The 25,478-nt window shown below is 44.5% G+C and carries 27 protein-coding genes; 8 read left to right on the top strand and 19 right to left on the bottom strand.

Translation table 11 applies throughout. From position 1 onward, the window contains the following. The first annotated feature begins 2 nt into the window (after positions 1-2). Positions 3-635, top strand: coding sequence for an ATP-binding cassette domain-containing protein (locus B2U10_RS09700; protein ID WP_375092144.1), 633 nt, complete (start codon positions 3-5; stop codon positions 633-635). A gap of 51 nt (positions 636-686) precedes the next feature. Here the strand turns inward: B2U10_RS09700 and B2U10_RS09695 are convergent, their stop codons facing one another. Both B2U10_RS09695 and B2U10_RS09690 read right to left on the bottom strand, forming a co-directional pair. After that, positions 687-1,592 (bottom strand): TerC family protein, encoded by a 906-nt coding sequence (locus tag B2U10_RS09695; RefSeq protein WP_056061010.1) that lies wholly within the window; start codon positions 1,590-1,592, stop codon positions 687-689. Positions 1,593-1,848: 256 nt separating this feature from the next. After that, on the bottom strand, positions 1,849-3,051 hold the full coding sequence (locus B2U10_RS09690) for an MFS transporter (RefSeq protein ID WP_290787155.1): 1,203 nt from the start codon (positions 3,049-3,051) through the stop codon (positions 1,849-1,851). A 310-nt stretch (positions 3,052-3,361) separates the two neighbouring features. On the opposite strand from B2U10_RS09690, the gene B2U10_RS09685 reads away from it, so the two are divergent. From B2U10_RS09685 to B2U10_RS09660, 6 genes are all read left to right on the top strand, one after another. Next, entirely contained in the window at positions 3,362-3,691 is a 330-nt protein-coding gene (locus B2U10_RS09685) for a winged helix-turn-helix transcriptional regulator (protein WP_056061015.1), read from the top strand. Between the two features lie 385 nt (positions 3,692-4,076). Beyond that, on the top strand, positions 4,077-4,295 hold the full coding sequence (locus tag B2U10_RS09680) for a hypothetical protein (protein WP_035408256.1): 219 nt from the start codon (positions 4,077-4,079) through the stop codon (positions 4,293-4,295). Positions 4,296-4,350: 55 nt separating this feature from the next. Beyond that, positions 4,351-5,079 (top strand): ATP-binding cassette domain-containing protein, encoded by a 729-nt coding sequence (locus B2U10_RS09675; protein WP_290787151.1) that lies wholly within the window; start codon positions 4,351-4,353, stop codon positions 5,077-5,079. Between the two features lie 76 nt (positions 5,080-5,155). Then, positions 5,156-6,400: a hypothetical protein gene (locus tag B2U10_RS09670; protein ID WP_290787148.1), complete on the top strand. Its 1,245-nt coding sequence runs from the start codon at positions 5,156-5,158 to the stop codon at positions 6,398-6,400. Further along, on the top strand, positions 6,397-6,672 hold the full coding sequence (locus tag B2U10_RS09665; protein WP_035408250.1) for a hypothetical protein: 276 nt from the start codon (positions 6,397-6,399) through the stop codon (positions 6,670-6,672). Before B2U10_RS09670 ends, B2U10_RS09665 begins: the two co-directional genes overlap by 4 nt. Then, entirely contained in the window at positions 6,662-7,048 is a 387-nt protein-coding gene (locus B2U10_RS09660) for a DUF3267 domain-containing protein (RefSeq protein ID WP_290773723.1), read from the top strand. The genes B2U10_RS09665 and B2U10_RS09660 overlap by 11 nt, the downstream gene beginning before the upstream one ends. A gap of 55 nt (positions 7,049-7,103) precedes the next feature. Here the strand turns inward: B2U10_RS09660 and B2U10_RS09655 are convergent, their stop codons facing one another. Next, positions 7,104-7,796, bottom strand: a complete 693-nt coding sequence (locus B2U10_RS09655) for a hypothetical protein (RefSeq protein ID WP_290787145.1) — start codon at positions 7,794-7,796, stop codon at positions 7,104-7,106. A 243-nt stretch (positions 7,797-8,039) separates the two neighbouring features. After that, positions 8,040-8,339 carry a hypothetical protein gene (locus tag B2U10_RS09650; RefSeq protein ID WP_290749976.1) on the bottom strand — a complete coding sequence of 100 codons (300 nt, stop codon included), beginning with the start codon at positions 8,337-8,339 and terminating at the stop codon, positions 8,040-8,042. Positions 8,340-8,630: 291 nt separating this feature from the next. Between B2U10_RS09650 and B2U10_RS09645 the strand changes: the two genes are divergently transcribed. Further along, entirely contained in the window at positions 8,631-8,963 is a 333-nt protein-coding gene (locus B2U10_RS09645; protein ID WP_290787140.1) for a zinc-binding dehydrogenase, read from the top strand. Positions 8,964-9,385: 422 nt separating this feature from the next. On the opposite strand, the gene B2U10_RS09640 is transcribed toward B2U10_RS09645, so the two are convergent. The 15 genes from B2U10_RS09640 to B2U10_RS09570 all read right to left on the bottom strand — a co-directional run bounded on the left by B2U10_RS09640 (position 9,386) and on the right by B2U10_RS09570 (position 25,426). Next, entirely contained in the window at positions 9,386-9,739 is a 354-nt protein-coding gene (locus tag B2U10_RS09640; RefSeq protein WP_290773731.1) for a hypothetical protein, read from the bottom strand. Between the two features lie 163 nt (positions 9,740-9,902). After that, the gene (locus B2U10_RS09635) at positions 9,903-10,355 is read right to left on the bottom strand and encodes a GNAT family N-acetyltransferase (protein ID WP_290787137.1); all 453 of its coding nucleotides are present in this window, start codon (positions 10,353-10,355) and stop codon (positions 9,903-9,905) included. A gap of 210 nt (positions 10,356-10,565) precedes the next feature. Next, the gene (locus B2U10_RS09630; protein WP_290787134.1) at positions 10,566-11,741 is read right to left on the bottom strand and encodes a hypothetical protein; all 1,176 of its coding nucleotides are present in this window, start codon (positions 11,739-11,741) and stop codon (positions 10,566-10,568) included. 37 nt (positions 11,742-11,778) lie between these two features. Next, positions 11,779-12,117 (bottom strand): hypothetical protein, encoded by a 339-nt coding sequence (locus B2U10_RS09625; protein WP_290787131.1) that lies wholly within the window; start codon positions 12,115-12,117, stop codon positions 11,779-11,781. Between the two features lie 18 nt (positions 12,118-12,135). After that, positions 12,136-12,417, bottom strand: coding sequence for a hypothetical protein (locus tag B2U10_RS09620; protein ID WP_035397676.1), 282 nt, complete (start codon positions 12,415-12,417; stop codon positions 12,136-12,138). A 33-nt stretch (positions 12,418-12,450) separates the two neighbouring features. Further along, positions 12,451-12,693, bottom strand: a complete 243-nt coding sequence (locus B2U10_RS09615; RefSeq protein ID WP_290787128.1) for a hypothetical protein — start codon at positions 12,691-12,693, stop codon at positions 12,451-12,453. Positions 12,694-13,110: 417 nt separating this feature from the next. Continuing rightward, the gene (locus tag B2U10_RS09610) at positions 13,111-13,965 is read right to left on the bottom strand and encodes an NmrA family NAD(P)-binding protein (RefSeq protein ID WP_050677785.1); all 855 of its coding nucleotides are present in this window, start codon (positions 13,963-13,965) and stop codon (positions 13,111-13,113) included. A gap of 53 nt (positions 13,966-14,018) precedes the next feature. Next, complete coding sequence (locus B2U10_RS09605) at positions 14,019-14,438, bottom strand: RrF2 family transcriptional regulator (RefSeq protein WP_290750013.1); 420 nt, start codon at positions 14,436-14,438, stop codon at positions 14,019-14,021. Between the two features lie 36 nt (positions 14,439-14,474). Continuing rightward, complete coding sequence (locus tag B2U10_RS09600; protein ID WP_023468121.1) at positions 14,475-14,768, bottom strand: hypothetical protein; 294 nt, start codon at positions 14,766-14,768, stop codon at positions 14,475-14,477. Continuing rightward, positions 14,755-15,633: an NmrA family NAD(P)-binding protein gene (locus B2U10_RS09595; RefSeq protein ID WP_290787123.1), complete on the bottom strand. Its 879-nt coding sequence runs from the start codon at positions 15,631-15,633 to the stop codon at positions 14,755-14,757. Before B2U10_RS09595 ends, B2U10_RS09600 begins: the two co-directional genes overlap by 14 nt. A gap of 233 nt (positions 15,634-15,866) precedes the next feature. Then, positions 15,867-16,124, bottom strand: a complete 258-nt coding sequence (locus B2U10_RS09590; protein WP_290787120.1) for a hypothetical protein — start codon at positions 16,122-16,124, stop codon at positions 15,867-15,869. Between the two features lie 284 nt (positions 16,125-16,408). Then, positions 16,409-16,684: a hypothetical protein gene (locus B2U10_RS09585; RefSeq protein ID WP_290787118.1), complete on the bottom strand. Its 276-nt coding sequence runs from the start codon at positions 16,682-16,684 to the stop codon at positions 16,409-16,411. 223 nt (positions 16,685-16,907) lie between these two features. Further along, a complete protein-coding gene (locus tag B2U10_RS09580) occupies positions 16,908-17,801 on the bottom strand; it encodes a DMT family transporter (RefSeq protein ID WP_290750026.1) in 894 nt (297 codons plus the stop codon). Positions 17,802-18,163: 362 nt separating this feature from the next. Next, positions 18,164-21,400 carry an ABC transporter permease gene (locus B2U10_RS09575; RefSeq protein ID WP_290750029.1) on the bottom strand — a complete coding sequence of 1,079 codons (3,237 nt, stop codon included), beginning with the start codon at positions 21,398-21,400 and terminating at the stop codon, positions 18,164-18,166. A gap of 297 nt (positions 21,401-21,697) precedes the next feature. Continuing rightward, the gene (locus B2U10_RS09570; RefSeq protein ID WP_290787115.1) at positions 21,698-25,426 is read right to left on the bottom strand and encodes an ABC transporter permease; all 3,729 of its coding nucleotides are present in this window, start codon (positions 25,424-25,426) and stop codon (positions 21,698-21,700) included. Positions 25,427-25,478 lie beyond the last annotated feature (52 nt).

Genomic DNA, 25,478 nt, shown 5'->3' with positions numbered 1-25,478 from the left:
AAATGATTAAACTAGAGCAGGTCACGAAAGGGTATCAAGGCAACCCCTTGTTCGAAGATATCGATTTGACGATTCAAAAAGGAGATATCGTCGGCATCACTGGACCAAACGGTTCAGGGAAATCGGTCTTGTTCAAGATGATTTGCGGCTTCATTCATCCGGACGCGGGAACGATCACAGTTCGAAATGAACAGCTCGGTCAGACGCGACGCTTTCCGGAAAACGTCGGTGTCATCATCGATCGACCGGGCTATATCGCCCATAAATCAGGATTTGAGAACTTAAAACAACTCGCAGCAATCCGGAAAGTGGTCACCGATGCCGAGATTGAACAGGCGATGCGGACCGTCGGCTTACAGCCCGGTAATCGGCAGAAGGTCAAACAGTATTCGCTCGGGATGAAACAAAAGCTCGCGATTGCCCAAGCCATTATGGAAAAGCAGGACATCTTGATTTTGGATGAGGCATTCAATGGGCTCGATCACGATAGTGTCCTGCGTCTGCGAGAACTATTATTGTCCTTCAAAAAAGAAGGGAAGACGATCATCTTGACGAGTCATAATCAACAAGACATCGATGCGCTTTGCGACTCCGTCTACCGCATCAATCAAGGTCGGATTGAACAGGTCGGCTAACATAAACAGGGAGTGGATCAACGGATCCACTCCCTGTTGCTGTACGATAGATTATTTTCCCGGCTTCGTTTTGTAGAAGCTGTAGAAGACGCTGATCAGGATGACGAGGACTATCGTACCGAGCGACATCCAGATTGGCATTTTGTAGACGTCACTGAAAATCATCTTCGCTCCGATGAAGACGAGCATGAAGCTTAAACCGTGTTTCAAGTAGTAGAAACGATCAATCAAGTTCGCGAGGACGAAGTAGAGACTACGAAGTCCAAGGATTGCCATGATGTTCGCATAGAAGATGATGAACGGATCACGTGAGTACGCGAAGCTTGCAGCGACTGAGTCGACGGCGAAAACGATATCTGATACTTCGATGAAGAGTAGGGTGATCAAGAGAGGCGTGAAGAACAACTTCCCATCAATTCGTTTTGCGAACTTACCAGACGAGATGTCTTGTGTGATTGGTAAACGTTTCTCTAACCAACGAATCGTTCTGTTGTCTTCGAGCGACGTCTCTTGACCGATGTTCTTGTACATCATCCAACCTGTGTAGACGAGGAACGCTCCGAAGATGTAGTACACCCAAGCGAAGTTCTCAAGTAGCGAGACACCAGCGACGATGAAGATGACGCGGAAGAAGATTGCACCGAGAATACCCCAGAACAAGACTTTGTGCTGGTACTTCAATGGAATTGCGAAGTACGCGAAGACGAGTGAGAAGACGAAGACGTTATCGATCGCGAGAGCCTTCTCAATGAAGTACACGCTCGTATATTCGACAGCAGCGGCGCTACCTTGATCAATATAGAGCCAGCCTCCGAAGGCGACAGCGATCGCGATCCAAACGAACGTCCACGTCCACGCCTCCCGAAGCGAAACTTCATGTGCCTTGCGATGAAAGACTCCAAGGTCAAGGGCGAGCATGATGAAAACGATGGCTAGAAAAGCAATGAGTAGTGTCAACAGCGCTTCCTCCTTTAAAGTAATTTGTTTTCTTGAATTTATTATAAGTTCATAAGAACTCGAAAGTAAAGGGGTAAGTGTGCTCTTTTTTGAAATTGTGAACAAAATCCGCCAAAGGCACTGCTCATGCGAACAGTGCCTTTGGCGGATTACGTGAGTGGTAGAGAATGCAGTTCAACATACAGAGCGAGCGTATCGATGATTGTAGCAGATCTTATCGTACACTCATGCGATCGTTAAACATGAAAATCTTCTTTTACTGCTGTTCGAGACGACGTGAGACACCAGTCAAGATGACGGCAAGAATGACCATGATAGCGCCGACCCATGGCGTGTGGACAAGTCCGATCGTATCGGTGACGAGACCACCGATCGTTGCCCCAAGTGCGATGCCGATATTGAAAGCTGCAATATTTAAGGCAGAGGCGACATCGACTGCTGCTGGGACGTATTTTTCAGCCAACTGGACGATATAGAGTTGGAGTCCGGGGACGTTCATGAAGGCAAGAAGTCCCATTAAGATAATACCGATGATGCCAGCGACCTTGAACGGAATCATGAATGAGAGGGCAATCATGACAATGGCATGGATGATGAACATATAAAACAATGCTTTAATCGGGTTACCATTCGCGAGTTTTCCGCCAACCGTATTCCCGATTGCGACGGCGATTCCGTAGACGAGCAGAATGATACTGATTAAGCTTGGATTAATTTTCGTGACGTCCTGCATGATCGGCGTTAAATAAGTAAACGCGACGAACGTCCCACCGTAACCGAAGGCAGTGATCAAGAAGCCGAGCATCAATCGTCCGTTCGTCAACAGTTTGAACATGTCGGAGAACTTAGCAGGTGGTGATTGTTTCAAGTCTTTTGGAATCAAGAAGAAGCTTGCGATGATCGCAATGATTCCGAGTGCAGCAACCGCGAAGAACGTCGCGCGCCAGCCGAACGATTGACCAATGAATGTACCAAGCGGGACACCCGTGACGGTCGCGACCGTCAGACCGGTAAACATCAAGGCGATGGCACTTGCTTTTTTATGCTCCGGTACGAGCTGGACAGCAATCGTCGCACCAATCGAGAAGAAGACACCGTGCGAGAACGCCGTGATGAAACGGGCGACGATCAACAATTCAAATGTCGGTGAGATGGCGGAGATCAGGTTACCGGCGATGAAGACGACCATCAATGCCATCAGTAACGTTTTCCGGTTCATCCGGTTCGTCAGTGCCGTCAAAATAGGTGCTCCGACGGCAACGCCAATTGCGTAACCAGAGATGATGAGACCAGCGAGTGTGATACCGATATTTAAGTCACGAGCAATCGCTGCGAGCAGTCCGACAGGAACGAATTCCGTCGTACCGATCCCAAAGGCGCTGATTGCTAAGGCAAGTAGGGCAAGTCCGCCGTTTCTTGGAGCCTGTTCCTCCTGTACCTGTTGATTTAATTGATTCATGGGGATTCCTCCTAAAATGATTTCAGTAGGGATCGTGTCCGGTGGGCCCGACTAAACATGATCCGCTTGACATGACCCCAGCATAACGGGGGTTGTTCCTTTCGGGAAGTACGTACTTTAAAGTGCGATAGGCACTAAAAAGTACCCTACTCGTTCTTTTGGATGCAAGGTATAAAAGGAGATTGTACTTTCCGTTGACAATTGCTATCATATAGCCAGCCAATCCGCTTGGGAAGTACGCACTTTCAAGTACGATAGGCACTAAAAAGTGCCTATGTTCTCAACGGAATCTCGAAAGGATGGATCGCACATGCCATACAATATCCCGGTCGAAGCAACACTAGAAGTCATCGGTGGAAAGTGGAAGGTCGTCATCATGTGTCATTTAATCAAAGGCGAGCGCCGGACGAATGAGCTTCGTAAGCTGATGCCGACGATCACGCAAAAGATGCTGACGCAACAATTACGGGAGTTAGAAGAAGACGGTGTCATCATCCGGACGGTCTTTGAACAAGTCCCACCAAAAGTCGTCTACTCGTTATCCGAGTACGGCTGGTCGCTGAAGCCGATTCTTGACGCGATGTGTGCATGGGGTGAAGGACATATCAATTTGACAGGCGGAGAGGTTGTTTCGTCTTAATCGCCAGAAAAAAGGTTCGACATTATGGTCGATCCTTTTTTTGCGCTCAAATTGTCTGGAAATAAATAAGTTGTACAGTAAGTGATCATTAGAAAAATCTTTTATTATATTTACTCCATCAACTGTGAAAAATCCTTAAATTTTTTGGGCGGTTTTTATCAGATATCAATAAAACAAGTCAATAAAGTACTAGTATTGAGAAATCCCTTGATAAGAAAGTCATGAATACAACATGATTGATTTGAGTCTATAGGGCGGGTTCCTGATTTTGGAATATTTGTTACGATCAAGTGGAAGAAAGTTTTAATTTTCTCTTTCAAGAACTAATGCCATGTTTCATCAGAGTGAATGACTTTCTATCTTGACAGAGAAAGGAGGAGTTCGGATGTCTGCTATGTTCGTGTCGTATCAATTATCTTTGGAAGAAAAGTTCTTCAACATGATCGAAAACAAATGGTTCTGGATGGTTTTCGCTCTTGTCATTTTAGTAGGAGTATTTGCATATGCGTTCTATTGCACAAGTCGAGGTTACAGCTTTAATGGAAACGTGAAATTAAACTGGCCAAAGTTCTGGCAAATGGGAATTGGCTGTAAAGCCTCGTAACGTACTTAACTGGCGGGGGCTCGTAGAGCTCCCGCTTCTTTCAGGAGGTAGAAACATGATTGAAATCGATGATTTGACAAAATCATTTAAAAAGAATCGCGTTATCGATGCGTTATCAGCATCATTTTCTTCAACGGGTGTCTCTGTCATAGTTGGAACAAATGGCAGTGGAAAGACGACACTATTGAATATGTTGACGAATTTGCTAGAAGCTGACGGTGGCGGCATTCGAATTGATGGTATTCCACCTGGTAGTCAGGCATACAAATCTAAATTTTTCTATCTTCCTTCTGACTTTTATTTACCAGGCTACATGACTGGTAAGGAATATGTACAGTTCGTTTTAAGTCGATATGAGACAAGTGAAGAGGGTAAAGCTCCTCTTTTAATGGACTTACTCGATTTGGCGGACGGTCAAAATAAAACCATTGAGTCGTATTCCTTTGGTATGAAGAAAAAAATTCAAATTGTCGCAGCCATTGCTGCCAATACTGACTATATAATTGCTGATGAAATTTTCGGCGGACTTGATTTTGATACGTCTTTGCTCGTTCAGGAACTGTTTGCAGCAGTCAGCACGACGAAAAAAGTGATTATCGTCTCTCATGAACGAAATACGATTGATCGTTTTTCCGAAGATATACGACTTATGAGACAAGGTTCACTTGTCAATTTTGAAGGAACTCCAGAGGAATTGACGGATGTTATTAAACAAGAGGAGGTCTTACGTGAAAAGCTCGACATCGTCAGCAAACATTTTATGTCTACTGAAATTCTTCTATAATGATACGTTTCATGGACTTTTCAATCGTCCTTTTTTTAAAACTCGTATGAATCGGTACGGGTTAGGTATTCTTCTAATGGGTCTCTATCTTGGATACTTTTATCTAAACATGGTTCAGCTCTCCACCCTATCGAATAATGCAGTGGAAGCAGATGAGACAACACGCTTGCTGGCAGGGAAGATGACGCTCAGCAGTTATTTTAATGTCGTCTTTATTTTAGGTACCTTTATGTTCGTTTTAATTAATGGAACCGTCTCATTGAATCGGAACTCTTTATTTTTTGCGAAGACACTTCCATTCTCAGAAAGAGAAGTCAATATCAGCCAGCGATTATTTAAACTCTCTGTTGCCCTAGTCTTTTTCGAATTACTGATGATCATCGTTGCACCAGCACTGAAACTAATTCCTATGCGCTTGGGAACGGCACTGCTTGTTTTAATAACACTTCATACTGTATTCATCAGTAGCTTTTGGTTATTGGATTGTCTCCATGCAGCAGTATTGCATCGTTTATCAGGTATGAAGCGTACTATTTTCAGTTTCATTCTTGATCTAGTATTAGTGGGTCTCGTGACACTTCATTTATTAAAAACACGATTTCAGGTTGATGTATGGGTTAGTACGTTACCGTATTCGATTTTAACGATCACGCTAGTTATGTTGATGACGAGTCTTGTCGTTGGCACGATTGCCTATACTCTTCATGCAGTTTTCTTTGCTCGAAACCATTTGTATGTCCGGCAGAATTACTTCAAGTTAGGATTGCCTGCTTTCAATATTGGTTTAGCGACTACTATGCCTGCAATCATCCGAAGTAAAAACTTTCTGTACTTTTGGGCATTACTTGGTGTGATGTCAATCGGAGCATGGTACCAAGTCGGGTGGGGGGGAACTTTTCAACTCTGGTTGTTCTTATTGCCGATACTTGGAGTAGTGACGATTACATATGCAGACGCAACATTAGCAGTTAGAAAGTTGTACGGACTGTACCGGATCCATCCCTTGATGGAACTCATGTCACTCCTTGCTGTCGCCATCATCTTGATGGCACCTGCACTATATGTCGGTATCATTGAGACAAACAGTTTGAATCCATATATGTATGGAATCAATATCTTTTTCGCGGCTACAATTGCAGGATTTTTATTTCCGAAATCTCAAAGTAATATCAATGAGACGATTGCATCCGTGTTGACGATCATTTTAATTGTCTTACTGTCTGTCCTCGTCAGTATCGATGGGGCATTGTATCCGACGTTAGCGATCTTACTTGGTGTTTTATATCTTATCTTAAAGAAGGAATACGAGGTGGCAAAATGAAAATCACGAAATTAATTGGTGTTGGTACTGTTTTGTGGGCAATTATTTTTTTAGTCGATTATATTTATGAATTGTTTCAAATCAATGAAACGAGTGTCGTGACGACGATGACAGGATTAAAAATTACAACGGTAATGACAAAAGAAGAATTGAATACACACTTCGCGTTGACACTTCAAGCGCTTGTTCTCTATTTGGTATTTATCGTTTTATTCACATTGTTTGGTGTCTTCTTACAGAAGCGGCGAACGTTAGCGCGTCATGACAGCTGAGACAGTTCTGCATCTTATCAGCTATATTCTTCTGATTTTCATTGTCGTAGCGATACACGAAATGATCCATTTATTGTTCGCATGGGTGTTTCGACGGCGACCGACAGTGAAACTCGATCGATTTTTAACGCCAATAGTCCGCTATGAGAATAATCAGAATGACTGGCAAAATTTAATCATTGCTGCTTCTGCACCTGCGATTTTATTTTCGTTCGGTATTTGGATAGAAGGAGATGGCGGTGGATGGGTCTTAGTTAAAATTTTATGTTTATCAAATGTATTTAACTTTTTCCCGGTGACAACAGACGGCCAGATGATCCTGTTATCCTGCTTAAGAATGATTAGAAAAGAACAGCGCAGAAATGACGCTCTGTAATATTTGTGCATTTACATGGAAAAGATTCTAGCGAAGATAAATTTGGTGTCCGGCGTTATTTTTGAGCGATATACCTCTTTTGATCGAAATCATATTTAAATGCAACGATCATTAATGCATCACCCGTTGGATTTCGATACGAGTAGAGAAGCGTCCCCTGTTTTTCTCGGTACACGACTGTGCCTTCAGCATAGACTTCTCCAATCGTAGAGTAATCTTCTGTATGATGAAGCGTCATGACACCAAGTCCTATACCTGAAAGAACACGATCGACGTCAGCTAGCGTCATGCCGGGCTTGATCTTCTTTCCAGGTAAGAGTCGTTTCTTTGACGGTGTTTTAGGGATGTATTCCTTCTCTGCAAGGTATAAGGTGTGACCGTTTTGTTTCGTCTTGAAAATCAGATGCATTCTTTGCTTAAACCAATGATCGTCTGTTACTTCATAGGGATAAAAGGCAAAAGCGTACAAAGCATAGTCATCTTCAATTTCTCGTAATGCAGCTTTTTGTTTGAGTGTTGTGACGCCGTGTTCTTTCTTTATGTATTTCCTATACGATTTTCCGTAGAGCGATTTTGCAACGTTTGTCGCGGTCATGCCGAGTTTTAGCTTCTTGTAAGACGCATACTCCTTTGTCGCTGCGTCGACAGAATGAGGTGCGAAAACAGCACCAATCATCGAAAGTGTGAACAGAAGCGCGAAGAGTACTTTCAACTGAACACGGTGTGACTTTTTCGGACGTATCATCATAATTGTGTCTCCTTTGATGAGCTTATTAAAAACCGTGCGATTCTTTTCGTTTGAGATACCAGAGTAGTCCTGTGGTAATGCAAAGACCCATCGCACCTAGTATTCCGATGTACAAGAAACCATTGAGATCATTTCCGATATTCTTTTGAAAAAAATAGGATGAACCAAAAATCGCAGTGGCAAGCATGAAAATATTGCGTAGATGGCGAAGTATTTGGAGCATTGTGGACAATCCCTTCTGATTCAGTTGTCTGCTCGACGGATTTCAATCGCGACAGTCGAGTCCTTTGCAAACGTCACTTGAATCGTGTCACCCGTCTGAATGTCAGCCGTGTTATCTGTTTTGCCATACACGATCGTATCCGTTGTGACGCGAATCTTTGTCAAAGCATACTGTTCGTCCGGTTTTTGTTCACTCGGAGCGACGAATAACGTGTCTCCTGTAATCTCTTCGACGACACGTGCATCGTTCTCGTGTGTACAGGAACCAAGCGGCATACAAAGGAATAGAATAAAAGCGAAAAGCCAATGACGCGTCGGCATGAACCAGGCACCTACTTTCGTCAGTTAATAGGGTTAGATGAAATCATATTATTATATAAATTTTACCAGTTGCGACACCGATTGATGTAAATCAGAAAAATCTTTCTTGCTTTGAAATGAAAGGAATTCAGGCATAAACTACGTATGATTGATAAAATACCATCATCTCGATCAGAGGAGGAATTACGATAAAGCTAGCCATCTGTACCTGCTACGAACCACTGGATGTTGTGCATATTAGAGTGATACCTCGTTTGGATCCGAAATCAACTGTAGTACTCATCAAAGTGTATGCATCTGTCGTCCACTCCAATCTTGATTTACGTTGCATCGTGCGCTGCCGGAACGGCTGCTGTTCGAATCGCAAAAGCAAAAGGGCTTCAGGTGACGGCTGTCTGTAATGGACAAAATGCGGAGCGGGTCAAAGCGCTCGGTGCCGATCACGTCATCGATTATACAAAGGACGGCTACGATGGATTGTTGCTGAAGTACGATGCCGTCTTCGATGCGTCTGGAAAGATTAATAAGACGAAAGCGAAACGGCACGTCAAACAAAACGAGTCTTTGCATCCGTCGCGGGGTAAGGTGTGGCGAGAGAACAGAAAGAAGATATACACTATTTGAATAAACTGTTTGAAGCGGGACGATTTAGAGCCGTCACGACCATATCTGTTCACTTGATGAAATCGTCGAAGCCCATCGATATGTTGACTCCGGACAAAAATTCGGTAACGTCGTTTTAATTGCAGAAGAATTAAGTTGATTTAGTGGGTTGGACGTAACTGTTTTTGAGCATTCAGTGCTCGAAAGTAAGTTTGGAAATTACTAAGAAAACGTAAAAAAACTGACAACGTCTACCATACATGATGTCATGTAAAGAAGCCTTCTCGATTGTATCGGGAAGGCTTCTGCTTTAATTTCGGATTGGTCAAAAAAACGGTATTCATTGATTACAGACTTTTAAAGCGTCGCGATTTTTGACACCAGATGCAGAATGGAGTGAAACAACGAATGTTGAATCATTTTTCTTTATGACGGATGACACATTACACCAAGCTGAGTAATAGTTGAGGCTGTTGGGAGAGGAAGTCGTCGTTTTCGACGTAGCGATGATAAGACAATGACGAATCGTTCATATGAAAGAGCGTCAACTGTTGACTCTCGAAGTCGACTTCTTCAATGTAGACAAGTTCTGCAGCGTCACCGGAGTGATGGGGAAGAAGCAGTTTTAAGGATAGTCTCTCCCGTAAAGCAATGAATAACATGACTTCCATTTTATAAGTCGCCGAAATGGAAGAATCATTGTGAAGAATAACGGATGAATCGATGGAGAGGCAAATAAGCGGATTCATAGTAGATAACGACACCGGATGAGTGATTTCTTTTTGAAGGTGCTGCATGATGGACCTCCTTATAATAAGAACGTATGTTCATATTATGGAGGATAAATCCATTTTTTGCAATCCTATATAACGTTAATAGCCTCATGATGTCTCATTCATAATCGTTCGAGTTTCACTGTGAGATAGCGGAATCTACTTTTCGAAAAGAATGCTGAAATTCTTATATATCTTGCGATAACCGAATCATATCCGTGCACCGGATCCCGTTTTCGATGATCACCTCTTCATAGTGTCTCAAGAAGAAGTTTAAATCGACTCCAACGATTCTGAATCCACATTTTTGGTAAAGTGCTAGCTGTCCAATGCTTGAATTGCCCGTCCCGATTTCAACGGTCGTATACCCCAGTGTTTTCGCTGTACGAATCGCATGTCGTAAAAGACCTTTTCCGATACCTTGTTTTTGATGTGACTCATCTACTGCAATATTTACGATTTCAATCGTTTGGGGCCTTGTCGGGAGAAGTACATATACACCAATCCATTGATCATTGCTTTCAGCGACGAAACAATGACCTCTTTTTACATAGCTTTCGACTAACTTTTGAGACGGGTCCGCTGCTAGCAACAGTTCCATCGGTGGATTTTCATGGACGGATAATTGTCGGATGTTCATATTCTCTCTCCTCATAGATGTATAGGTATGCGTTTGACTTAGAAGTCAGTTTCACTCTATTGTCTCAATAGTTGATATAGCAGCGTTATGTAAGAACTTGTGAGCCTCCGTTCTTCTTAAGAGTACAAAAGAACATTTAAGAAAAAAAGTCGTCTTCCGTACAGAGTACCGGAAAACGACTTTCTTTCGTTAGATTAAGATCATGATCGTTTAATTAGACGGGAGGAGCTTTACGACATGCAAGGTAGATTTTTTCCGGTTCGTGATGGAGTAAGTGAGTTTCCCATCTTGCAGTAGAGGAACCGATACCAACTCTTCAAAGTCCGTCAGAGGAGCGACGGTCTTCGCTTTTAAGTCCGCATACATCAACTGATTGATGCCTTCTCGGAAGACGATTTGTGTGTTCGAAAGGAATTGAATACCGTTAATCAACGTTTGGGCACTGGAAGCAGAATAGTTCAGCGTCTTTTCGTCCAATCCGATGGGTTGGAATATGGCGTCGCCTTCTGTGCCGAGAGCGAAATAGGTGCCACTACGACTGAAATCAATTAACCCGGACATCTCTTTTTTGTAGGCACCATCCAGCGTTTCAAGCACACGGACGTTCTTTCCGTTGTTAAAGTGAGACGTGTATAAGGTCACGCCGTCATCGCTATCGCGGTGCTCGTATGTGAATAGACCGTCTTGTACCTTTCCTGTTTTTAAGATGAAGGACTGGAGTGGTGTGATCTTTCCGGTTTTTAACGAATACGACTTTAACGTGGAAACCGTTTTTTGTGCAGTCGCTTCTTGCGTGATCCAGGAAACCCGAGTTGACGTGACATCGATTCTCGGAGGAGATGTATCGAAGCGACTTTCGCCAGTATCCAGCGTTGTCACCTGATTCGTTGTAATTCTTAGTTGACGAATCGACCATTTCACACCTGTCTTTGTCGGCTGTTCCGTTTCGACCCATAGTAAAAACGCACCTGTACCCGTCATCATCGGGATTGCATTCTTCGTCGCATGAACAATTTTGTTATGCTGTCGTTTCGTATCGTATGTATAGATGACACTCTTGTTTTCTTGTAGGTCAAAGTAGAAGATCTGGTTTTGGTAGAAATACTGTGGATCGATCGAGACACGGTGTTTGCTCAGTAATGAAGAAAGGTCGTACGTTTTCGTTTGACCTAACGTGACGCGCTTCGTTTGCTTTTCTAATTCGATTGCTTGTTGGTTATTGGAGTCGGTCGTTGCTTTCTTCAAGGAAGTGTTTACTTGTTCAGGTGACGCGATATTTTTTTGTGCTACACGCGGTGTCGCTTGTTCTTCCATCATGGTACAACCCGCTGTCGTACAAACGATGGTCGAGAGGAAAAAGACGGATGCGAATCGATGTAATTTCATATCGGATAGCTCCTTCGAAGATTTTCGGAAATGTAGTTCATTGCTGTACCTCATGTGAAGAAGGACTCGGACGACGGGTGTGAAGAAATACGAGATACCACCACTTTAATGTGTAGGCGAATAAGAAGATACACATCCATGCCCACGGTCGCATTGTCGTCAATCCTTCGTAAAAATGTTTGAATTCTGTAATGTCAAGACGGTACAAAGAGTTCCAAATGAATAGTGCATACAGGAAAAGCATCGCTACCACCGCTCGGATCGACGCTTTTCTCAAGGCTGAATGCTTGATCGCGACGAAGATTGCACTGATAAGCGTGATGAAAAAGAATGCGTAGGAAAGTACCCACACCCACATGTCATTGGTTGGTCCCATATGTATTTTCCTCCTCAGTTAATCATGGATGCGTCTAGACGATCGTCTAAACAAAACAGAAAGAATGACATCAATCAGTAAGCCAATCAAGAACCAACTGATCAAGGTCAGGATGTAGATCAGGAACAGTGGGACATGGAAGGAATCTAGCCACGTTCCAAGAAAGGATCGTGATTCGAGAAGCCAGAAAACAGGGCTCGTCAGAAACAACAAGATGTTTTTATCATCGTAGCCGAAGGCATTGAACAGACAGACAGCAAGTGAGAGCAAGGGTAGCCAGAGTCGAAAACCTTTACGCATTATTATTCATCTCCTGTTTGAGTGAGGTTGGTTTTATCGGACCTGAATCAAAAAGGCGGATAGACCGTCACCATGTTCGTTCCATCCGGCAACGACCTCATAGGTATACGTACCTTGAGCAGACGGTGCGCTAAGAATGTCGTTTTTTAATGAAACCTGTTCACTTTTCGTTTTCGAATCCCAGCGTATGACTTCGAGCGAATCGGGTTTACGATCAAACGAGAGATGAATTTTGTCAGAGGGTGAGACGATGACGGGTTTACTTTTTTCAGTCATGTGTAAAGCATCCACATAGATCATGTCCGCACATTGAGCACTGAACAAACTGGACCAGCAATAAGAACCTTGGACAGTTGGAATCGCTTTACCGTTTACTTCGACGTTTGGGTCATAGGGTTCGATCCGAAATGGCTCAAAATAGATAAAAAAAGCAATCACGGCAAGTAGTGAGCCAATCAAAATGAATTTAAGGATACCAGCTCCTCCTTTATTGAATAATTAATAGTGTTAAATCGGAAATTAAAATCAATCAAGTCATATATCATGCAAAAGAATCTTCATATAGAATCATTTTCCACAATAAACTATCAAATCCCTTCAAATGGATGAAGGGATTATGAATGAGGCACACGTGTCTCTTTGAGATGACTAGGTTTTGGGGAAGTCATTTTCCTTTTACGAAGAATAGAGGAATCAATGCTTCTCCCAGTGGGCTTGATAATCGAGAATATATTGACTTAGGGGAATCGGCTCAGTACCAGTCACCTCGCGGAACTGACGGTTCGTTCGTTTCGTGAGTCCAAGACTAATCGGGAGGTGTAACATGATGACTTCATTGACGTAGCTTTTCGGATATCCTTTTTGAACCATCTTCATTTGGAAGAATGGAATCGAAGGGTTCGTGTAACGGATCGTCTTTCCTAAGAGTAGCGTCATCAGACTTGCGATTTCATGGAAGCCGAAAACTTCCTCGCCATGCAACGTATAGACACGATTGAAATGGGGGGCAGGATGTTCGAGGCAATGGATGACGAACGTCGCGATATCCCGGATGTCAATCATGCTTGTCTTCCCAAGACCAGCGGGCGTAACGATCTGCTCGTGAAAACGGATGTCATCACGCATGAAAAGATTCAAATTTTGCATGTAGTATCCGGGACGGATGATCGTAAACGGGATACCGGTCTCTTGAATGATCTTTTCGATCGTATGGTGAGGTGTCAGTGGAAAGACTGGAACATCCTTGAACGAGAGATAAACAATGTGCCGGACTGAGGTGAAGCGCAAATAGCGCAGAAAGAGATGGAACTGTCGTGTTGATACTTGGGACGGATACATCAAAAAGAGTTGATCGACGCCTTTTAACGCTTGTGAAAACGTTGAGATATCGGCGTAGTCCAGGTGACGATAGTGAAAAGCATTGCCGAATTTCTCTGAAGCAGCTGCTGGGTCGATGACAGCCGCATGAAAGGGAATATGTCGCTTCATCATTGCATGACCGACGGCTAGTCCAACGTTTCCTGTGAATCCTGTTACTAAAATCGTCATGTGTAACGTCCTTCCTGTACACTTGACTGAACTGCTGTTTGATGAGAAGTAAATCATGATATGTCTAAGAAAAAGTGAGGTGGTAAATCGTCCGCTAATTGCTTTATCGTAACTTGATTGAGCGTATTAAAGAATGAAATCAGTGCAACATCTAATAGTTGATCTAACGCACATACCTGATAACGCGTTCCCGGAAAAAGCGGACGTTCGAATAACGCGACGACATCTCCGACCCGGACAGTATGACTCAATGGGAGGAGTTGAACACCGCCTTCTCGTCCAGCATGGGTTCGTAAAAGACCTGCTCTTCCTAAAATTGAAATGATTTTCGTGAGATGCTCGTACGAGATGTTACATTGAAGCGAAATGTCTCTCGTCTTTACGTATTCTCCTCTTCGTGTCATCGATTTTGAGGTGTGTGCCAAAAAAAGTAATGTCAGTAAGCCATGTTCCGTAGCACGTTTCAACCGCACGACCGCATCTCCTTTCATTTTTGACTGACGATGATATCAGACAATCAAGAGACAATATCGCGTCATGGAGGAAAAGGGCGCTTTCGTCATGTAAACATGCGTGTAGGAATCATCGAATGTGATCAAAGCAGAAATGAGGTGGGCGCGAATGTACCGACAGGAGAGGCTTCGCCGTTGAGGCGTAATCAGTTCATCTCTTCGAGAATCGAAGTCGAGCAACAATTGCAATGGGTACTCTGTGAATATCGTCACCTGACAATGAATGCCGAGCCGGTGATAATAATCGACGATGCATTGACGAACGAACAGTGCTCGTTCATGAGTAATCATATGCTTTGCCCTCCTCTTCATTTACCCAATCGGATAGGTGGTCTATTATATATTGCCGAAGGGTGATCGGTCGTTCACCAATTAGTTCTAGAAAGTGGTTATCCGTCTCATCCGCTAGACCTAATAAGATCGGCACATGAAGTTTGATGATTTCATTGGTTTCTTCGTAAGACAATCCATGTTGCATCATAAAGGACCGGAAAAAATCAATAGACGGGTTCGTATACATGATCTCTGTTTCAAGTTCTTCTCCGAGAAGCCGGGCGACTTCGTAAAAATTGTAAGCCGCTTCACCGCTGATCGTATAGATTTTATTGAAGTGAGTGGCTGGGTTTTCAAGACACGTCATCACGACGGTCGCTACGTCACGGGCATCAATCATGCACGTCTTACCAATTCCTGCCGGTGCGAAGAGGTGTGCATGATCTCGTAACATATCTCGCATGAACATGTTTAAATGCTGCATGTAGTAGCTAGGACGAATGATCGTGTAGGGAATGTCGGTTTGGCGAATGACGACTTCAATGCGATGATGTGGCGTGAATGGGAGGGATAGTGCGTCTTTGGCTGAGAGGTAGACGATGTGTTGCAGGGCAGTCTGTCTGAGATAATGAATAAAATATTCGAATGTCTCCAAGCTCGCGTTTGCAGGAAATTCGAGAAAGATTTGATCGCAACCTGCGAGTGCTTCTACGAACGTCGAGGCATCCTGGACATCGAATCGACGAAAGTCAAAATGCTCTCCATATAATTCGGAAGCGGCTTGTGGATCGGATACCCCAATGCAAAAAGGCTGTTCTTCCGTGCGCATACGTTGGCTGACGAGCTGCCCGATCGGTGAAGAAAAGTCCGTAATGAAAATCATGGGAAGGTTCCTTTCCTCTCTTAGGTGAACGAGGCATCACTGATGTTGGAAAATGGTAAATAAAATACTTGTATTAGTTATATAATACCCTAATTATCCTTCAAATACTGGATAGATGATAGTTCCTGCTAAAAACATAAATAAGTATTCCATTTATTCAATATATGAACCTTAATAATCAAAAAAATTAATTATTAATACTTATGTTTACATATCTAGGTTTATTATGAATATTACTTTACGTACTTGTTGTGAAGGCTATCGTAAATGTACGCGTATGTTTCCTTGAGTGTCTTAATCGCATTCACGTCTGTTCCGATGACATCCACTACATCAGTCGACATATACAAAAGGAAATCCGAGTCATAGAAGACGATATAAGCTGGCGTGTGCCCTCGATAGACGCTTAAGCAGTAGGAGATGATTTCATCTAGCTTTATATGTTTCACATGTGCATATACGACACCCGTATGAGCTACTTCATCTTCCACGATATACTCTTTCCAGTTTCGAATCGTGATCGATGAGCATACTCGTGCCTTTGCTAAGTAGCGCCGATGATGATGGATGTATGCAGCAACGAATAGAAGGTGGATGGATCTGTCTTCTTGAAAAATCGTCTGAAGAATTTCTTTCAATTACGAGGCATTTAGGTCTTCCATTAAAAAGCGGATACGGCGTTCTGGTGTTGACTGAAAATAGGGTGTTGGTTTCTTGATATCAAGCTCGATCTGGAACCGAGATAAATCAAGCATATAGAAGTCTCCTCATTCTATTAAAGTTTTGATGACGAATAGGGAATGTGACGGATGAAGGCATCCAGCTGAATGTCGAAGTACGCTTCAAGATCGAATCGAAGTTGCCTTTCTAAATCAGACAAGCATGTCACCAAGGTGTCGAGAGGAATAACAGTGTTCATCCGTTCGTCGCCCCATATCGATTGAATGCGACCTTGATCCGTGAAAGGGACCATCGATACGATTGCCCCTTCTTCATCATGATCAAACTCCACCGAGTAATAAGAGAAGGCAGGAATGAAGATCGACGTCACCTGTCTTTTCCACCGATACAACGATTTATAAAACTCGAAGATGGCTATCGATGTTTCGAGATATAGTGCTTGATCAATGATGATTTTGACATTCGCTTCAATCGACAGAATGGTGGGGGTGTCCCTTGCTGAAGAATTTGAAATAGAGTTCGGTGAATTTAAAAAATCATACGTACATCTAATTTGAGAAGACATGTTCATCACTCCGGTTCATGAATTGACATTAGCTGAATACTTTATTTCGTTGCCGAAACGGACGAATCCCTAGAGCAACCGAAGCCCCGATGCAACTAAATAGACACCCGATGATTAAAGGAAGAGACAGCGTCGATTCACCGATCAATACTGAAGCAACACCACCGATTAGAGGGAATAGTGCCACCATATAGCCGCTCTTCGCACCACCGATCCGTTCGACGAGTTTCAAATAAAACAGCCAGGCAAGAAATGATGCGATCACGGTTAAATACAGTAAAGCAGAAAGATAGGTGACGGTTGTCGGGAGCGTAAGCGGTGTTCCTTGGAACCAGACGATAGCGCCCATCAGTAGACTCGCGACAGTAAATCCAATCGCGTTGGCGTGGACCGGGTTGATTCGTTGTTTGGCGTTACGCGCTGAACTGGCGTCACCCACTGACGTCAATAGCGTGCCGACCAAGGCAATCAAGACCCCTTTTAAATCGGTCAGTCCATCGATGCTACTTAGACTCGGAACAATCAGGACACCGACGCCGATGATACCAAAACATCCGCCAATCCAAACGCGCGCATGGAGGGTCTCTTTTAAAAACAAGCGCAGAGCGATTGGTGTCAAAATGACCTTGAGTGAGAAAATCAACGTCACGATGGCGGCAGAACTTAAGATCGTCGCGTAATAAAGACATAAGTAACTCAGAGCGAAGTTACAGACACCGAATACGACGATGAAAGGCATATCCGTCGCGCTAGGTTTGTTCGTTCGTTTAATGAATAACGCGAATAGGATGAAAAGAACAGCGGTCATCGCTAATCGATAGGTCAGGGATACTTCCAAGGCGACAGGTGTTCCTTGGATTTTGACAGCAATGAAATTCAGTCCCCAGACGATCAAACAAAATAGATACATGAAATATGTCATGGTTCGTCTCCGTTCTAAATATGTCGTAGTGTAACTTCCATGACTCAGTGTATCAGAGAAGCATGGTATTCGGTTTGCTGAAGTGACGTTCGAAGTAATGAAATGGGGCTGACTCAAAAGTCAGTCTCTACAAAGATAAGGGTTGCAGAATGATGATCTTCCACCCTTATCTCATGACAAAAAGAATGACGCGTCACACGCCACTCCTACAGGAAAAAACGCATTTATGCGTTGTCAGAGACGAACAAGACCCGCTTTCCTGATTAAGTGAAGCAGGAAATTGGCTTGTGTCTCGCCTGAGGAAAGGGCGTGAAAAGACGCGTCGTTCTTTTTTGAGTCAGCCTCTTGCGCAGAAAACAGGTTTAATTGGTTCGCTTCTGTAGATCAATTTTAACGGTGATTTTTTTACCGACTGCAGCCCCGTCCGCTAACAGTACATAGGTCGCTTTTTTGTCTGGCACGCGATAGACCAAATCTACTTGAGAGCGATACGGAGGATAATACTGAAAAGCATTGACCCATGCTTTTTCATTGTGATTGACGTAATCGATGGGTTCATAAGCATGTCCTTTCGCATCTTGAAGCGTGAAAGTGTTCGGTCTGTAGACCGCATAGCCGATGTCACTCTCTCCCTTTTCATGTAGGATGACTGGCACCGTTACATAACGTTCATTCTTGAGTGTCGGTAAATCGAGCGACGGGGGTGGTGTCTGAATTAACCGATCCACATGGAAAGTACTCTGTTTATGGAGCGGATCACCGGGATAGGTTTGAACTAAGCCTTGATCCATCAGTTTGTCGATGGTCGTCGCAGTTGACTTAGACGGTGCTTTTTCAGTTGGCTTTGAATCATTTTTCATATCGCGTAACTTACTTCCCGTCGTTTGGACAGTTGGTATTTTTGAAGTGACCGGAGTCGTCGATGTATCAGTATCCTCAGACGACGCGAAGAAGAAGAGGGTGAAGACAGCAGCAAGTAAGACGCCACCCGTCGTTCCAAGGGCGATTTTAAAGCGACGCTCTGTCGCTTTCGAGTTGATGACCACACTCCCAATAGCAGCATTTGGTGTAATTCGTACGGCGCGTTGTGCAGGGAGCAATGCACCGAGGACACCAGTTAACATCGGGATCAATAACATCGTACTTAAGAAGCCGAGTTCGCTGACCGGGAACTGATTGTAGACAAAGCCAATCATCCCGAGGGCGACGAGTAGACCGAGTATGCCGGCAAAGAGTCCGGTCATCATCCCTTCAATCAGGACGAGCGAGCGGATGTACCCATCTCGCCAACCGGTGGCTTTTAAGACGGCAAGTTGTGTTTTTCGTTCATTGACGTTCTGCCACATGATTTCCGTCGTCGTCAAGATAGCGATTAGAAGTGCGACGCCCATTGCGACATAATGCATCGTTCCGACTTCAAGGGCGACGAATTCACCGAGCCACGTCGCATATAAGACACCTTTTAAGCGGAACGTGACGAACAGGAAGAAGATGAACAGGCTTGTAGGTAAGGCAATCGCAATGATCGACAGGAGCGTCCGTTGCCAATAGGTCGCGAGCTGGTTGATGCTCATGCTGACGATGCCCCGAGCACGGACAATCCGGCGTCCTTTTGAAACTTCCCCCGACTTCATGCTCTCATAAGGACGAATTTTCCGAATGAGTGCCATCGGAACAAGCGTGCCGCCCCAGTAGATGAGAAGACCCACGAGACCAATCAGGATGATACGTCCTACTGAAGTCGCATGGCTCGTCGTCAACCAGAATGAGCCGAGGATCGCCCAAGAAATCAAGGTGACGAAGCTTCCTAAGAGAGTCGCTTCAAGGAACAATAACTTCGAGAGTTGACGCGGGCGCCAACCGAGCGACAGCAAAATCGCGAATTCCTTTTTCCGAGCAAACAGCAAAATGATGTTCGAACTAAAGACATACACTAAAGCAACCGCGATGACGCTTAAGATGACCCCGCTCATCCCAACCTTGGCTTCTTGGAAAATCGCCATCGAGGAGCCGAGCTTGATCCACGGCTGTTGCACCCAGCCGAGAGCCGATTCTCCTTTTAAACCAGGTAAGTAGGTCAAAGCGAGTTGTGGCGAGGAACCGAGTGTGACGTCTGTGATCAGTCCTGTTTTATCTTCGATTTCTTGCGCGACCGCTTGGAGTTTCTTTTCGCTCTCTGCATTCATCGTCTCGACACCTTTGACATTGACGCGAATGACAGAGATTGCTTTTTTGCCTCGTAACTTGAAGGCAGCATCCAGTGTCGTCAGCATCGAAGGCGGTTTTGTCAGGAAGTCATAGGCATCATTCGTCGGTTGGACATCACGTGGTGGATTAACTGGACGATCCTTCTTATCCATGACCCACTGAGCCTTCGCTGGGAAGTAGGTCTCCATTGGTAGTTCCGTTAACGGATCTTTTGAAATGTCTAGCTTTTTCGGATCAAAGATACCAATGTAATTAAAACGCATTTTAGGCATGTTGTTGATGTCTGTTCCAAATAGACGTGCTTCACGGTACATCGTTCGTTTGGCGAGTAGGCTATCGTTTGTGACTTCATATGGTTTGACCTGGTAGCTGAATGGCCACCGGGAGGGGTAGGGGCTAGCGACACTCTGATAGGAAATCGGTGATGGTTTGAGTGCTAGCCAATTAAAGCTTCCGGGTGGCTCTTCTGGAACCGTATGTTTTAGAATGTCATTCACTAATGTCTTCTGCGTATCCGAAGTCGTGACTTTATATGTTTTTTTATCCGATAAAGGTAACGTGTTCAGGTACTTGTAGCCACCTTTTTGAATAACTTGCTCCATCGTCGTATTGATCGAATCGTTCTGTAAGGGGAGATCAACTTTTTCATATTTATATGTCCGGAAGGCATCAACGTACTCGCGCTGATTTAATAAGATCGGGATTTGATAGACGTCACTCCCCATGTCAACGGGACTGTCATCCGTTTTAAAATAGCGGCTGTATGTAGCGGATTTAGTCGATTGATCCAGTCCGACCATTTTCGCCTCGGCTTCCGGATCAATTCCAGCGAGCATCGTCGCACTACCATAAGCGAATAATGGTTGTTCTCCGAGTTCTAATAAAGACACGCCTTTCACACGTGTCCCGCTTGGAGGTTCCCAACCGGCAGCAAGGAACGAAGTCGTCGTATCTTTTTCCATCCTCAGACCGGTATTTTGGGAGTCGGTGATCGTCAGTTTATAGATGCCGGGATCGGTGATCGTGTGGGTACCGACGTTCGCATCGATATAACTATTTCCGATCATCGCAATCGGGGCAGCGACTTCGACATCCGTAATTTTTTTGATCGTCTCATATTGTTTACGCGTGATGCCGCCGTCAAGACCACTTGTATAGTTTGGTTCAAGCAACTTCAAATCTTCCGTCACACTTCGGCTGTCTTTCGGACGAACGACAATATCGTAGGACGATCCCCAACGTTTTTGAAGTTCGTCGACGACTGTTCCATTATTGGCTTGCGTCGTCCCAATCAGATAACTCAGTCCGGTACTGACGATCAGGACGCCGACGAGAAGAAGAATGAATCGTTCTTTGTTCCGCCACCAAGAGTTCCAGATGAATCTAAGCATTGATGATGACCTCCTTTTGTAAGTCGAGTTGGTATGTAAGACGATCGTGCGGTTTACTCTTCATGAATCCATGCTTTAGGTGTGAGAAAGATCAGATTGTTTATCAGAATCTGCTCTTGAATGAAATCTGAGCAAACAACCATATATTTCATTATAAATCCAATACTTTACTATTGAAGCCTTTAATAAATCCTTGGAGTTCAAATAATTAAGTATGAGTCATTTGTATATCCTGTAGTTGTAAAGCAAAAAATAAGCCCATCATCTAGCTTGATGATGGACCGAGATAGCAAAAGGTCATAATTTGATTTTAACGGTGTAGAGAAAACCAGTGAATCCTGTTTTTACGTTCATGACGAAGGTATTTTCATTTTTAGGTACGATGTAAATGACATCAATTTTTGAGTGTAACGGAGCGTAATAACCTAAGCTTTCTGAATAGGCTTTTTTGTTCAGATTGATCGTTTCTTCAGGCGTGTAGCTTTTCTTGTGACGATCCATCAATGGGAAAGAAGAGGGTTTATAGTCGATATAAGAGTCAGCTGAATCTTCACCCTTTACCTGCATCTCAAGTCTGACAGATACGGCTTGTTTATCTTTCGGAAGATTCTTAAGTGGAACACGTTTCGCCGAACTGACCATGAACCCACGTTCTTTCATTAAATTTTTATCACCAGCATAAGTCTGAAGACCACCTTTATTCATCAGTTCTTCGATGGCGTCTGTATTCTTTTTCTTTGACTGTTTCTTTTGTCCGGTCTTCACGGTGGTTGATGTAACATCTACAGCATCGACTTCGATTTTGACGGTCGTCGGCTTCGCAATGGCTTCGCTTGTCGCGAGAAGCACATACGTATTTTTATCACTTGGTACACGGAATACAAGGTCGACTCGAGAAACGGAAGGAGCAAAGTAGCGATAGCCATCCTTCCATACATCTGGATTACGATTCTCATAATCAACCGTTTCGTATACTTTCCCGTTCGTATCTTCTAGGGTAAATGTGTTCGGTTTATAGATAGCAGGTCCACCTTCTACGTTACTATCCTTGTAGTTCTCTAAAATAACCGGTACCGTGACATATTGTTCGTCATCGAGAGTGGGCAATTTCAACTCTTTTGGTGGTGATAGGAGAAGTTTATCAACGCGGAAAATATTTCTCTTCGCTTTCGGGTCTCCCGGATAGGTTTGAACGACCCCACGCTCCATTAGTTGATCGAGCTTGCTCGAATTGACTTTTTTAGTAGAGGACGCCTTCTTTTTCGTGTTTTTTACGTCTGCCAATTTCGTTCCTGTCGTCTTGACCGTTGGCGTAGCTGTTTGTATCGGTTTCGTGGACGCTGGTCCTTCTTCTGTCGTAGCAAAGAAGAACAGGGAAGCGACACCAACGACAAGGGCACCACCAACTGCGGATAAGGCCAGTCGGAAACGTCGTTCCGTCGCTTTCGTATTCGTCGCGACACTTCCAATCGCAGCATTTGGTGTAATACTGACGGCGCGTTGAGCGGGTAAGAGGGCACCGAGAACTCCCGTGATGGCAGGAATCAACAACATGACACTCAAGAAACCGAGCTCACCTGTTGGGAACTGGTTATAGACGAAGCCGATCATCGCAAGAGCGATCAGTAAGCCGATGATTCCAGCGAACAGTCCCGTCATTAATCCTTCACTTAAGACGAGCGTCCGGATTTGACCGTTCCGCCAACCAGTTGCCTTCAAGACGGCAAGCTGACTCTTTCGTTCGTTGACGTTTTGCCACATGATCTCCGTCGTCGTCAGGATAGCGATAAGTAAAGCGACACCCATCGCAACATAATGCATCGTGCCGACTTCGAGTGCAACGTATTCGCCGAGCCATGTCGCATACAAGACACCTTTCAGTCGGAAGGTGATGAATAGGAAGAAAATGAACAGACTCGTCGGCAAGGCGATCGCGATTGTCGAGAGGATCGTCCGTTGCCAATACGTTGCAAGTTGGTTGATGCTCATCCCAAGAACACTTTGTGCCCGGACGAAGCGACGACCTTTTGAGACTTCACCAGAACGCATACTTTCGAATGGTTGAATCCGGCGGATGAGCGTCATCGGGACGAGCGTACCGCCCCAGTAAATCAATAGACCAGCAAGTCCAATCAAGATGATCCGTGATAAGGCAATCGGATGATCCGTCGTCAGCCAGAACGAACCGAGGATCGTCCAAGAAATCAAGGCGACGAGTGTGCCGAGTAACGTTGCTTCCAGGAACAGAAGCTTCGAGAGCTGACGTGGACGCCAACCGAGCGACAGTAAGATCGCGAATTCCTTCTTGCGGGCATAGAGTAAGATGATGTTTGAACTAAAGACATACACGAGCGCAACAGCGATGACACTTGCGATGATGCCGCTCATTCCGACTTTCGCTTCTTGGAAGATGGCCATCGATGAACCGAGTTTGATCCACGGTTGCTGGATCCAACCGAGTGCCGATTCACCTTTTAATCCAGGGAGGTATGTCAGCGCGAGCTGTGGCGAGGAGCCAAGCGTGACGTCGGTGATCAGACCGGTCTTGTCCTCGATCTCTTGAGCAACAGCTTTCAACTTTTTCTCACTCGTCGCGTTCATCGTCTCGACACCTTTGACGTTGACACGAATGGCAGAGATGGCTTTATCACCACGTAACTTAAAGGCGGCGTCAAGCGTCGTCAGCATCGATGGTGGTTTCGTCAAGAAGTCATACGGATCGTTCGTCGGTTTGACTTCCCGGACTGGATTGACCGGTTTTTCATTCTTGTCCATGACCCATTGGGCTTTCGCCGGGAAATAGGTCTCCATCGGCAGTTCCGTCAATGGGTCTTTCGAGATGTTCAATTTCTTCGGATCAAAGACACCAATGTAGTTCAAATGCATTTTCGGTACTTTATCAAGGTTACCGGTGTTGTCACCGAAGACACGTGCTTTTCGATACATCGATCGTTTCGAAATGAGGACGTCCTTATCGACCTCTTGAGGTGTTACTTGATAGGTGAACGGCCAACGTTTGGCAAAGGGACTAGCAATCGTTTGATACTCGACAGATGATGGCTTTAAAAACATCCAGTCAAAGCTACCACTTGCTTTTTCCGGAACTTTATCTTCGAGAATGTTCTTAATAAGTTGCTTTGATGCTTGCTCTGTCGAAATATAGTATTCCTTCGTATCTTTAACAGGAAGCGTTTTGAGATAGGATTCGCCACCTTTTTTCATGATACTGCGTACTGTTTCAACCATTGAATCTTTGACGAGCGGGATATCGACTTTCTCGTAGCGATAGGTCCGCGAAGCATTGACGTACTCCTGACTGTTCATGATCAATGGGATGTCCCAAACACCGTCACCATAATCGTTCACGACATCGTCCTTCGTGAAATAACGACTATGCGTAGCCTTTTTGGTTGCCTGATCGAGTCCAACGAGTTGTGCTTCTGCTTCCGGATCAATCCCGGCAAGCATCACTGCGCTCCCGTAACCGTAGATAGGAAACTCGCCTAATTCTTGCGGTGAAACATCTCGATTCAATCCGTCACTCTCAGGAGGGAACCAACCGGCTCCGGCAAAGAATGAATAAGATTCTGTTTCTTTCTTTAGCCCAGTATCTTGCATATCCGTAAACGAAATTTTGTAAATGCCCGGTTCTTTGAAATTATAGGTATCCGTTTCAGCATTCGTATTGTAGTTCCCAATCATCGCAATCGGTGCTGCGACTTCTACGTCAGCAATCTGCTTGATCGTCTCATATTGTTTGCGGGTGATCCCGCCGTCGAGCCCACTCATGTAGTTCGGTTCGAGCAGGTTCAAGTCTTCTGTGACGCTCCGGCTGCCTTCCGGACGAACGACGATATCGTATGATGAGCCCCAGCGTTTTTGCAGTTCATCGACGACCGTTCCGTTGTTGGCTTGCGTCGTACCGATCAAGTAACTCAGTCCGGTACTGACGATCAGGACGCCAACGAGGAGCAAGATGAACCGCTCCTTGTTACGCCACCAGGAGTTCCAGATGAATTTAAGCATCGACAAAACCTCGATTCCTTTCAATGATGGTACGACCCATGTCAAATTCCTC

This window comes from Exiguobacterium sp. UBA7533, from assembly GCF_002479335.1.
Lineage (GTDB): Bacteria > Bacillota > Bacilli > Exiguobacteriales > Exiguobacteriaceae > Exiguobacterium_A.
The sequence above is the reverse complement of the archived record's forward strand: the minus strand, read 5'-3'. Positions and strand labels throughout refer to the sequence as shown.

Bases quoted from the DNA above. Each gene is read 5' to 3' on its own strand.
- B2U10_RS09610 (WP_050677785.1), bottom strand. From the start codon at position 13,965: ATGACGATTTTAGTAACAGGATTCACAGGAAACGTTGGACTAGCCGTC.
- B2U10_RS09665 (WP_035408250.1), top strand. From the start codon at position 6,397: ATGAAAATCACGAAATTAATTGGTGTTGGTACTGTTTTGTGGGCAATT.
- B2U10_RS09575 (WP_290750029.1), bottom strand. From the start codon at position 21,400: ATGCTTAGATTCATCTGGAACTCTTGGTGGCGGAACAAAGAACGATTC.
- B2U10_RS09690 (WP_290787155.1), bottom strand. From the start codon at position 3,051: ATGAATCAATTAAATCAACAGGTACAGGAGGAACAGGCTCCAAGAAAC.
- B2U10_RS09660 (WP_290773723.1), top strand. From the start codon at position 6,662: ATGACAGCTGAGACAGTTCTGCATCTTATCAGCTATATTCTTCTGATT.
- B2U10_RS09630 (WP_290787134.1), bottom strand. From the start codon at position 11,741: ATGAAATTACATCGATTCGCATCCGTCTTTTTCCTCTCGACCATCGTT.
- B2U10_RS09600 (WP_023468121.1), bottom strand. From the start codon at position 14,768: ATGATTACTCATGAACGAGCACTGTTCGTTCGTCAATGCATCGTCGAT.
- B2U10_RS09615 (WP_290787128.1), bottom strand. From the start codon at position 12,693: ATGACTGAAAAAAGTAAACCCGTCATCGTCTCACCCTCTGACAAAATT.
- B2U10_RS09650 (WP_290749976.1), bottom strand. From the start codon at position 8,339: ATGCCGACGCGTCATTGGCTTTTCGCTTTTATTCTATTCCTTTGTATG.
- B2U10_RS09675 (WP_290787151.1), top strand. From the start codon at position 4,351: ATGATTGAAATCGATGATTTGACAAAATCATTTAAAAAGAATCGCGTT.
- B2U10_RS09620 (WP_035397676.1), bottom strand. From the start codon at position 12,417: ATGCGTAAAGGTTTTCGACTCTGGCTACCCTTGCTCTCACTTGCTGTC.
- B2U10_RS09700 (WP_375092144.1), top strand. From the start codon at position 3: ATGATTAAACTAGAGCAGGTCACGAAAGGGTATCAAGGCAACCCCTTG.
- B2U10_RS09625 (WP_290787131.1), bottom strand. From the start codon at position 12,117: ATGGGACCAACCAATGACATGTGGGTGTGGGTACTTTCCTACGCATTC.
- B2U10_RS09645 (WP_290787140.1), top strand. From the start codon at position 8,631: ATGCATCTGTCGTCCACTCCAATCTTGATTTACGTTGCATCGTGCGCT.
- B2U10_RS09655 (WP_290787145.1), bottom strand. From the start codon at position 7,796: ATGATGATACGTCCGAAAAAGTCACACCGTGTTCAGTTGAAAGTACTC.
- B2U10_RS09640 (WP_290773731.1), bottom strand. From the start codon at position 9,739: ATGCAGCACCTTCAAAAAGAAATCACTCATCCGGTGTCGTTATCTACT.
- B2U10_RS09595 (WP_290787123.1), bottom strand. From the start codon at position 15,633: ATGATTTTCATTACGGACTTTTCTTCACCGATCGGGCAGCTCGTCAGC.
- B2U10_RS09680 (WP_035408256.1), top strand. From the start codon at position 4,077: ATGTCTGCTATGTTCGTGTCGTATCAATTATCTTTGGAAGAAAAGTTC.
- B2U10_RS09685 (WP_056061015.1), top strand. From the start codon at position 3,362: ATGCCATACAATATCCCGGTCGAAGCAACACTAGAAGTCATCGGTGGA.
- B2U10_RS09670 (WP_290787148.1), top strand. From the start codon at position 5,156: ATGGGTCTCTATCTTGGATACTTTTATCTAAACATGGTTCAGCTCTCC.
- B2U10_RS09570 (WP_290787115.1), bottom strand. From the start codon at position 25,426: ATGCTTAAATTCATCTGGAACTCCTGGTGGCGTAACAAGGAGCGGTTC.
- B2U10_RS09580 (WP_290750026.1), bottom strand. From the start codon at position 17,801: ATGACATATTTCATGTATCTATTTTGTTTGATCGTCTGGGGACTGAAT.
- B2U10_RS09635 (WP_290787137.1), bottom strand. From the start codon at position 10,355: ATGAACATCCGACAATTATCCGTCCATGAAAATCCACCGATGGAACTG.